This window comes from Bathymodiolus platifrons methanotrophic gill symbiont (assembly GCF_002189065.1).
Classification (GTDB): domain Bacteria; phylum Pseudomonadota; class Gammaproteobacteria; order Methylococcales; family Methylomonadaceae; genus Methyloprofundus.
Genome location: NZ_BDMN01000263.1, coordinates 1 through 3057, shown reverse-complemented (window position 1 = coordinate 3057; position 3057 = coordinate 1). Strand labels below are relative to the sequence as shown.

At 44.5% G+C, this 3057-nt stretch carries 2 protein-coding genes; one reads left to right on the top strand and one right to left on the bottom strand.

Annotated elements, in window-relative coordinates:
* The first annotated feature begins 110 nt into the window (after positions 1-110).
* The gene (locus CDZ78_RS14445) at positions 111-2414 is read left to right on the top strand and encodes a hypothetical protein (protein ID WP_174664587.1); all 2304 of its coding nucleotides are present in this window, start codon (positions 111-113) and stop codon (positions 2412-2414) included.
* 62 nt (positions 2415-2476) lie between these two features.
* Here the strand turns inward: CDZ78_RS14445 and CDZ78_RS14440 are convergent, their stop codons facing one another.
* Positions 2477-2839 carry a hypothetical protein gene (locus CDZ78_RS14440; protein WP_174664586.1) on the bottom strand — a complete coding sequence of 121 codons (363 nt, stop codon included), beginning with the start codon at positions 2837-2839 and terminating at the stop codon, positions 2477-2479.
* Between the last annotated feature and the right edge of the window lie 218 nt (positions 2840-3057).

Sequence of the window (3057 nt, the reverse complement as noted above, 5' to 3'; positions counted from 1 at the left end):
GAATTATGATAGAAGATAACGTCGGAAAGTGAAGTTTATGCGACAGAACCCGGTACGCCGCCGCCATCCATGGTAAGGCTTTACCGCATTCTGACAGTTTACGTGAGGGCTTGGCGGAAGCATTAGCACTTATAGGTAGTCATGCAGTTTCTTTAACTAATTGCACACAGGGCAAGGCAGATACAATTGCGATGTTGTCACTGCGTGAATTATTCGAGGAAAGTGATTGGGTTCGCTGGGGAAGCTTGAATAGCTTACTCCCAACCCTATCAGAAGCGAGTCCAGATGAGTTTCTGTCGGCCGTAGAATATGCTATCGCTGCCACACCTTCGCCCTTTGATAGGTTATTTGAGCAAGAAGATACGGGTATTTTCGGCAGAAACTATATTACTGGTCTTCTATGGGCGCTTGAGGGAATCGCTTGGGAGGAAACTTACTTAAGCCGCACTACGGTTGCTTTGGCAGAAATAGCCGCACGTGACCCTGGAGGTAACTGGGCAAATAGACCAGGTAATTCACTGAACGGTATTTTTCTTCCTTGGATGCCACACACATTAGCGTCAGGTGAGAAACGACAAGCAGCACTTAAGACAATCTGTGATGAGCAGCCCGAAGTAGCCTGGAAATTGTTGGAGAGCTTACTTCCAAGTCAACATTCAACTACTTCTGGCACTCATAAACCGCGCTGGAGAAAAGCGATACCTGAAGGCTGGGAAAAAGGTGTTACGAATGTTGAATATTGGCAGCAGTCCCGGTTTTGTGCAAAATTGCTTGTTGAACAAGCAGGCTTTGATGTCATTAAGCTCGTATCTTTGGTGGGTACCTATGACCATTTACCGCCGCCTGCCTCTGAAGCGTTGAGAGATAAGCTTCTATCTGAGGATTGTTTAAGGCTATCTGAGAAAGAGCGTTTGCCACTATGGGAAGCATTGTGTAAATTAATTGCCCACCATCGACATTTTCCAGAGGCTGAGCGGCCCTTGGGGGAGGATTCTCTGCTTCCAATGGCGGAAATAGCGAGTAAACTGCCACCAAAAAGCCCAAGCCTCCTGAATAAACGCCTATTTTCAGATGCTGATGCTTATCTCTATGAGGGCGATGGGGATTCGCGGGAAGAGCAAGAAAAACTATTCCAAACACGAAAAACCGCCATAGGGGGCATTCTGAGTGAGGGGGGAGTCCCTCAGGTACTTGAGTTTGCTTCGACAGTTTCCAATGCCGACCTTGTGGGTGAGGTGCTGGCAGATTGGAAACAACCTAAGTTTGATGCGGTACTTTTACCTGCTTTGCTAGACAAGGCAGATCAAAAGCTCTGGTCCTTCGTTGAGGCCTATGCGTTGCGTCGGAGTTTCATGGGCAACTGGAAGTGGTTTGATGATATTAACAAGGCAGACTGGAAGCCAAAGCAGATAGCCTTACTGTTGTGCGCTTTGCCATTTGAGAGAAAGGCCTGGGATAGAGCAGCACAGTTGCTTGGTGAAAACGAAGTTGAGTACTGGAATAACACCAACGCTAATACCTATCAGACAGAAGACGAGATTGAGTATGCTCTCAGGAAGTTGCTTGAATTCGACAGGCCAGACTCTGTGATTGTGGGGCTTACTAGAGACTTATATAAGAAGAAAGATATTAACCCAGAATTGGCCTCTGATGCTTTGTTGGCGCTAGTACAGACTGAAAAGATTACAGGAAGAATTGACAGCTGCCACATCACCAAAATCATTAAAGCTCTTCAAGAAAATTCTGCCACCGATCAAGATAAGCTATGTCGTATTGAATGGGAATATGTATCTTTACTTGGCAAGTACAGAGATGGTTCTCCAATCACTATGGAAAATAGGCTAGCTTCCGATCCACGCTTTTTCTGTGAACTTATTCAATCTATATATAGTGCTAAGGCTGCAGTTCCAGAAGAAGAACTTTCCCAGAAGTATCGTAACATTGCCACTAACGCATACAAATTACTTTCTACATGGAAAGTTGTTCCCGGTACTCTGGCGGGCGGCGAGTTTGAACCAGATGCTTTTACGGAATGGATAAGTACTACGGAAGCGATAGTTGAAGCCTCGGGGCATTATGATGTCGCTATGATTCAACTTGGGAATGTGCTCGTTAATGCCCCTCCGGGGCCAGATGGATTATGGATTCACCCTGTGATTGCTGAAGCAATGAATTGCAAAGAACGCTCTTGCCTTCGCGATGGATATCATATGGGTATTTATAATTCCAGAGGAGCACACATAGTTGATCCGGAAGCTAAGCCAGAGAGAGCATTGGCAGAGAAGTATCGACAGCGAGAAGAGCAGGTTGATAATGCTGGATACCAACGCTTGGCTACAACCTTAAGGCATGTAGCCAAGCGTTATGATCGAGCTTCTGAACGAATCATTTCACGTAGTGATGCTCCACATTGAGGAGCCGTATAACAAGCCACTTCACTTGCGTATTAAAATCAGAAATCAAATCTCTTTCAAGCTCAGCGAGTGCCGCAAACATAGCCATCTTCACGCATTAATACATAAGCACCATCAAGGCTAATAACAATCGATGTGATTGCTTCGTCTATTTGAGGCGTCTGATATTCCCACTTTTCTTCTTTTGCCTGTGCTATGCTACCAACCCAATCACTGACATCTTGCAAATAAGAGTGTGCTATTTTTCGGTGGTGATTTTCGTTTAAGTCCTCACAAACTGAAGGCGCATTCATATTGGAATATTTATGCGATATTTGTTTCGCAAATTTAGGGGTGGCTCCTCGTATGATTCGTGCATTTTGTTCCAATGGACAATATGTTTTGCCTCCTTTTGACGTTTGATAAACATATCGTTGTATCTTCACGCTACCATAAGGCGATTGATATGGGTGTTGATTCTATATAATGTGCTAATTAATGTAAACCTAAGGTAAGCTCCTTATGTAACCGAGATTATAAGGAATAAGTATGGCTGAAGTTATCACGCGGAAAGGAAGTGAATTAACACTCCAGGTCACCATTAAGCTGACGGGGAGTTTAATGGAAAATACAATACTGGATGGCTGTAATGAATTAGGCTGTT